This is a genomic window from Mycobacterium sp. (assembly GCF_052145595.1).
Taxonomy (GTDB): Bacteria; Actinomycetota; Actinomycetes; order Mycobacteriales; family Mycobacteriaceae; genus Mycobacterium.
Genome location: NZ_JBKQOI010000067.1, coordinates 1 through 6,420 on the forward strand (window position 1 = coordinate 1; position 6,420 = coordinate 6,420).

A 6,420-nucleotide genomic window follows, 5' to 3' on the forward strand; every position below is an offset into this window, starting at 1 on the left:
GGGCCGATATCGCCTGGCTCGCAACGGAACGGGGGTGGCTGCACCACCGACGACTGTGGTGCACACGCGGTGGCCAATCCCGGCGACGCGCAACTAAATTCGTCGCAATCGACCGCAGAACCGACCAACGGGGGAGGAGAGATCTCATGACAAGCGCTTCCAGCGACGCGCGCCCCGGTGAGCAGCATCGGGTGCTGACCGACCTGATGCGCCCCCAGGTCGGCGTGGCGTCAACGGCATCCGACCGCTTCACCCCGGAGCTTGATCTGGAGCGTGACGATTCGGGTGGAGCTTCGGTTTCCGCCGACGTCCTCGCCCGGATCCGGAGCCCGCGCGACCTGCACGGGTTGTCGCGCGACGAGTTGACGAAGCTCGCAGCGGCGATCAGGGCATTCCTCATTGAGAAGGTGTCGGTAACAGGAGGGCACCTTGGCCCGAACCTCGGTGTGGTCGAGTTGACCATCGCGCTGCATCGAGTATTCGATTCACCGCGTGATGCGTTGATCTTCGACACTGGGCATCAGGCCTACCCGCACAAGTTCTTGACGGGCCGCCAAGACGACTTCGACCATTTGCGCGCCTCCGGCGGCCTGTCGGGGTACCCATCCCGGGCAGAAAGCGAGCACGATTGGGTCGAGTCGTCGCATGCGTCTGCGGCGCTTTCCTACGCGGATGGGTTGGCCAAGGCGTTTGAACTGGCCGGCCGCCGAGATCGCCGCGTCGTCGCGATCGTTGGTGACGGCGCGCTTACCGGTGGAATGTGCTGGGAGGCAATCAACAACATCGCTGCCGGCAAGAGCCGTCGTGTGATCGTGGTCGTCAATGACAACGGCAGGTCTTATGCGCCGACGATCGGTGGGCTTGCCGATCGTCTGGCCAGCCTGCGGATGCGGGCTGGTTACCGGCGGGTCTTGGCCTCGGTGAAACGGGAGCTGACCGAGGTGCCGCCGCGGGGACGATCCACCTATTCGAAACTGCACGCCGTGCAGCAGGGATTGAAGGATGGGTTGAGTCCGCGGATGTTGTTCGCGGATTTGGGCATCAAGTATCTGGGCCCGATCGACGGACACGATATTTTCACGCTGGAGAAGGCGCTGCGGACGGCAAAGGGTGCCGGTGGCCCGGTCGTCGTCCACACGGTTACCCGCAAGGGAATGGGATACCGGCCGGCGGAGGAGGATCCGGCTGACCGCATGCATGCCTGCGGCCCAATCGATGCTCGAACCGGCAAACCCAAGTCACCCACTGAAGCCGTGCAGTGGACGGACGTCTTTGCCGGCGAGCTGCTCGAATGGGGCAGGCGACGTGACGACGTCGTGGCGATCACCGCCGCGATGCCGGGTCCGACCGGGTTGGCGGCGTTCGGCGCGGAGTTTCCGAACCGGATGTTCGACGTGGGCATCGCCGAGCAACACGCCGTGACATCTGCTGCGGGGTTGGCGCTCGGCGGCATGCATCCGGTGGTCGCGGTTTACTCCACCTTCCTCAACCGCGCCTTCGACCAAGTACTTATGGATGTCGCACTGCTGAAATTGCCGGTGACATTCGTTCTGGACCGGGCGGGCATTACCGGGCCCGATGGGGCCAGCCACAACGGCGTGTGGGACCTGTCGCTTCTGGGCATCGTGCCTGGCATGCGAGTCGCCGCCCCACGCGATGCTGCCTCGCTCCGCGAGCAGCTCGGCGAAGCGCTCGGGGTCGACGACGGCCCGACCGCGATCCGCTTTCCGAAAGGATCGGTTGATGCCGATATAGAAGCCGTGGAACGAATCGAGGGCGTGGATGTCCTTTGTCGCCCGCAAGATCCGGATGTTCTGCTGGTTGCGGTCGGGCCGCTGACCGCGATCGCGCTGACGGCGGCGGCCAAGCTGAGGGAGCGTGGTGTGGCCGTCGCGGTGGTGGATCCCCGATGGGTGCTGCCGGTGCCCGAGCAAGTGGTGAAGCTGGCCGGCGATGTGGAGCTGGTCGTCACGCTGGAGGAGTCGGGGCTACACGGCGGGGTCGGCTCGGCCCTGGCGGCCCGGATGCGCGAGGCGCGAGTCGACACACCGGTGCGCAGTATCGGTGTGCCTCAGCGATTCCTCGATCACGCCTCGCGCAGCGAGATCCACGCCCACCTCGGACTAACCGCCGACGACCTGGTCACCAGCATCAGCTCGTGGGTCGAGCGGCCCGCTGATGCCGATGTCGGCCGAGGCGAATGACAATGCACAGCAAAGCATCTGCAGCGGGACGGGGCGCGATGCCGACGCACGCGGGGCCTCCGGTGAAGCGAGTACTGCTCGCGCAGCCGCGTGGCTACTGCGCCGGCGTGGATCGCGCGGTGGAGGCGGTCGAGCGTGCGCTCGAGCGACACGGGGCGCCCGTCTATGTACGCAACGAAATCGTGCACAATCAGCACGTTGTCGCAACCCTCCGCGAACGCGGGGTGGTCTTCGTTAATGACACCGACGAGGTGCCGCCCGGTGCGGTGATGATGTTCTCCGCTCACGGCGTGTCACCGGCGGTGCGGGTGGCGGCGAAAGAACGGGGCCTGCAGGTGATCGATGCCACCTGTCCGCTGGTCACCAAGGTCCACAACGAAGTGAATCGTTTCGCGCGTCGCAACTACGAGATCCTGCTGGTCGGCCACGAGGGGCACGAGGAGGTCGAAGGGACCTGGGGGGAGGCCCCAAACCATGTACAGGTGGTGGACGGAACCGACTCAGTCGACGACGTTGTGGTGCGTGACGAGTCCAAGCTGGTGTGGTTGTCGCAGACCACGTTGAGCGTCGATGAGACCATGGCCACGGTCGAACGGCTGCGGCACAGATTTCCATCGCTGCAAGATCCGCCCAGCGACGACATCTGTTACGCCACGCAGAACCGCCAAGCGGCCGTGAAAACGCTAGCGCCGCAATGCGATCTGGTCATTGTGGTCGGGTCGCAAAACTCGTCCAACTCCGTCCGCCTGGTCGAAGTCGCGCTTCAGGCCGGCGTACCGGAAGCGTATCGCGTCGATCATGCCGGTGAAATCGATCTGTGCTGGCTCGACGATGTGTCGACAGTCGGAGTCACCTCTGGCGCATCGGTTCCGGAGATCTTGGTGCGGGATGTGCTGACGCTATTAGCGCACAACGGATTCACCGACGTACAGCCGGTGCATACCGCTGAAGAAACCGTGGTCTTCGCACCACCGCGAGAACTACGCAAGTGAGAGGATAACGATGACCTCAGTAACGTCGCTGGGAATACCCGGGTTGCCCGGTCGATCCGCCGGGCTGGCGCCACGGCGCAAGACAAGGCAACTCAAGCTGGGCAAGGTGCGAGTCGGCAGCGACCACCCCGTGTCGGTGCAATCGATGACCACAACAAGAACGCATGACGTCAACGCCACATTGCAGCAGATCGCCGAGCTGACGGCGTCGGGGTGCGACATCGTGCGGGTCGCCTGTCCGCGGCAAGAGGACGCGGACGCGCTGGCCACTATCGCCAAGAAGTCGCCGATCCCTGTCATCGCGGACATCCATTTCCAACCCAAGTACATCTTCGCCGCCATCGACGCCGGATGTTCTGCGGTGCGCGTCAACCCCGGAAACATCAAGGAGTTCGACGGTCGAGTCAAGGAAGTCGCGAAAGCCGCTGCAGCGGCGGGTATCCCAATCCGCATTGGAGTGAATGCCGGCTCCTTGGACAAGCGACTGCTGCACAAATACGCCAAACCCACCGCCGAAGCCCTGGTCGAATCCGCGCTGTGGGAGGCCAGCCTGTTTGAGAACCACGGGTTCGGTGACATCAAGATATCGGTGAAGCACAGTGACCCTGTGGTGATGGTGAACGCCTATCGCAACCTTGCCGCGCAATGCGACTACCCCTTGCACCTAGGCGTCACCGAGGCCGGACCGGCATTCCAGGGCACAATCAAGTCAGCGGTCGCGTTCGCCGCACTCCTCAGCGAGGGCATCGGCGACACAATCCGCGTTTCGCTGTCGGCGCCGCCTATCGAGGAAGTGAAGGTCGGCACCCAAATCCTGCAGTCGTTGGACATGCGGCCACGCAAACTCGAGATCGTCTCGTGCCCCTCGTGCGGCCGCGCCCAAGTCGATGTATACCGCTTGGCAAACGAGGTTACCGCCGGCCTGGAAGGACTCGACACTCCGCTTCGAGTCGCGGTCATGGGATGCGTCGTCAACGGACCGGGCGAGGCACGTGAAGCCGATCTCGGGGTGGCTTCCGGTAATGGCAAAGGCCAGATCTTCGTCAAGGGCGAGGTAATCAAGACGGTGCCAGAGGCCAAGATTGTCGAAACGCTGATCGAGGAGGCCCTGCGGATCGCGGACAGCTCCTCCGGCGGCCGAGCGGGGTCAGAACTTAGCCAAGACCGCTTGAGAGGGGATGGCACGGAAAAATGAACGTGTTAGAAGGAATCGCTCGACTTGCCATCGCGGCGCCGCGGCGGATCATCGCGGTCGCATTGCTGGTCATGGTGGGCGCTGGCATCTTTGGCATCCCGGTATCTAAGAGCTTGTCCGCCGGCGGCTTACAGGATCCGACCAGCGAGTCCTGGCGGGCGGCTCGGCTGCTGTCCGAGAAGTTCGGCCAGGGCGACATGCACATGGTCATCGCTGTGACCTCCGAGGCCGGCGCCCAAAGTCCAGCCGCGCGCGCCGTCGGCGCCGACCTCGTCCGCCAACTCCAGGCGTCGCCCCATGTCGCCGATGTCAACTCGGCGTGGACCGCGTCGCCGCCGGCCGCGGCCACACTGCTCAGCAAGGACGGCAAGACCGGGCTGATCGTCGCCGGCGTCACCGGCGGCGAGAACGGCGCGCAGAAGCACGCCAAGCAGCTGGCCGATCAGCTGGTGTACGACCGCAACGGGGTCACCGTCCGGGCTAGTGGCGACGCGATGACCATCGTGCAGGTCAACAGCCAAAGCGAAAAAGACCTGCTGCTCATGGAATCCATCGCCATGCCGTTGAGCTTCGTGGTGCTGGTCTGGGTGTTCGGTGGCGTCCTGGCGGCGGCGCTGCCACTGGCGGTGGGCGGGTTCGCGATCCTGAGTTCGATGGCGGTGCTGCGCGCGATCACATACGCAACCGACGTGTCGATCTACGCGCTGAACCTCACTGTCGCACTGAGTTTGGCGTTGGCCATCGACTACACGCTGCTGATCGTCAGCCGGTTCCGTGATGAACTCGCCGAGGGCGCGGATCGGAACCAGGCGCTGGTTCGCACGATGGCCACGGCCGGGCGGACGGTGCTGTTCTCGGCGATGACGGTCGCGCTGTCGATGGTGGCGATGGTGTTGTTCCCGATGTACTTTCTGAAATCTTTCGCCTACGCCGGCATTGCCGTGGTGGCGTTCGCGGCCGTTGCCGCGGTCATGGTGACGCCGGCGGCCATCGTGTTGCTCGGGGGCCGGCTGGACTCATTGGACGCGCGCCGACTGGGCCGCCGGCTGCTCAGAGGGCCGGAGCCGGCACGACGCCCGGTCGAGCAGATGTTCTTTTACCGCTCGACCAAGTTCGTGATGCGCCACGCCATTGCGATCGGCCTTGCGATCATCGCGCTGCTGTTGATACTTGGCGCACCCTTCCTCGGTATCAAATGGGGCTTTCCGGACGACCGCGTACTGCCCGACTCCGCGTCGGCGCGCCAGGTCGGTGACCAGGTGCGCAGCGGTTTTGCCGTCAACTCGGCGACCAACGTGACCGTCGTGATTCCGGACTTGACCAGGGTCACACCCGACGAACTCGGCCGCTATGCCGTGCGGCTGTCGCAGGTTCCGGACGTGTCATCGGTGTCTGCACCGGGCGGCACGTTTGTAGCCGGCTCGCTGGTCGGGCCGCCGTCGGCGGCAGCGATCAAGGACGGCAGCGCGTTTTTCACGGTTGGCAGCACCGCGCCACTGTTCTCAGAGGCTTCAAAGATCCAGTTGGACCGGTTGCACGCCGTCATCGGTCCCGGCGGCCAACACGTACAGATGACCGGAATAGCGCAGATCAGCCGCGATAGTTGCGACGCGATCACCTCACGGCTGCCCGCCGTGCTGGCGGTGATCGCCGCGATCACGTTCGTGCTGCTGTTCTTGCTGACCGGCAGCGTGGTGTTGCCGTTGAAGGCGTTGCTGCTCAACGTCTTATCGCTTTCCGCTACCTTCGGTGCTCTGGTGTGGATCTTCCAGGACGGTCATCTGGGCGCGTTCGGCACCACCGCTACCGGGACGCTGGTCGCCACTATCCCGGTGCTGTTGTTCTGCATCGCATTTGGACTGTCGATGGACTACGAGGTGTTTCTGGTTTCGCGCATCCGCGAGTACTGGTTGATGTCCGGACGCCCTAGTGCCGATAACGATGAAAGCGTCGCGCTGGGCCTGGCCCGCACCGGGCGGGTGGTGACAGCCGCCGCGCTGGTGATGTCCATTTCGTTCGCCGCGTTGAT

At 64.5% G+C, this 6,420-nt stretch carries 4 protein-coding genes; all 4 read left to right on the forward strand.

The window, feature by feature from the left end:
- The first annotated feature begins 146 nt into the window (after nt 1-146).
- Nucleotides 147-2,204 (forward strand): 1-deoxy-D-xylulose-5-phosphate synthase, encoded by a 2,058-nt coding sequence (gene dxs, locus ACLP4W_RS04645; RefSeq protein ID WP_442384579.1) that lies wholly within the window; start codon nt 147-149, stop codon nt 2,202-2,204.
- A 38-nt stretch (nt 2,205-2,242) separates the two neighbouring features.
- Nucleotides 2,243-3,196 (forward strand): 4-hydroxy-3-methylbut-2-enyl diphosphate reductase, encoded by a 954-nt coding sequence (locus ACLP4W_RS04650; RefSeq protein ID WP_442384583.1) that lies wholly within the window; start codon nt 2,243-2,245, stop codon nt 3,194-3,196.
- 10 nt (nt 3,197-3,206) lie between these two features.
- Nucleotides 3,207-4,391 (forward strand): flavodoxin-dependent (E)-4-hydroxy-3-methylbut-2-enyl-diphosphate synthase, encoded by a 1,185-nt coding sequence (gene ispG / locus ACLP4W_RS04655; protein ID WP_442384581.1) that lies wholly within the window; start codon nt 3,207-3,209, stop codon nt 4,389-4,391.
- Nucleotides 4,392-4,393: 2 nt separating this feature from the next.
- The coding region (locus tag ACLP4W_RS04660; RefSeq protein WP_442384585.1) for an MMPL family transporter at nt 4,394-6,420 on the forward strand (2,027 nt) is incomplete at its 3' end.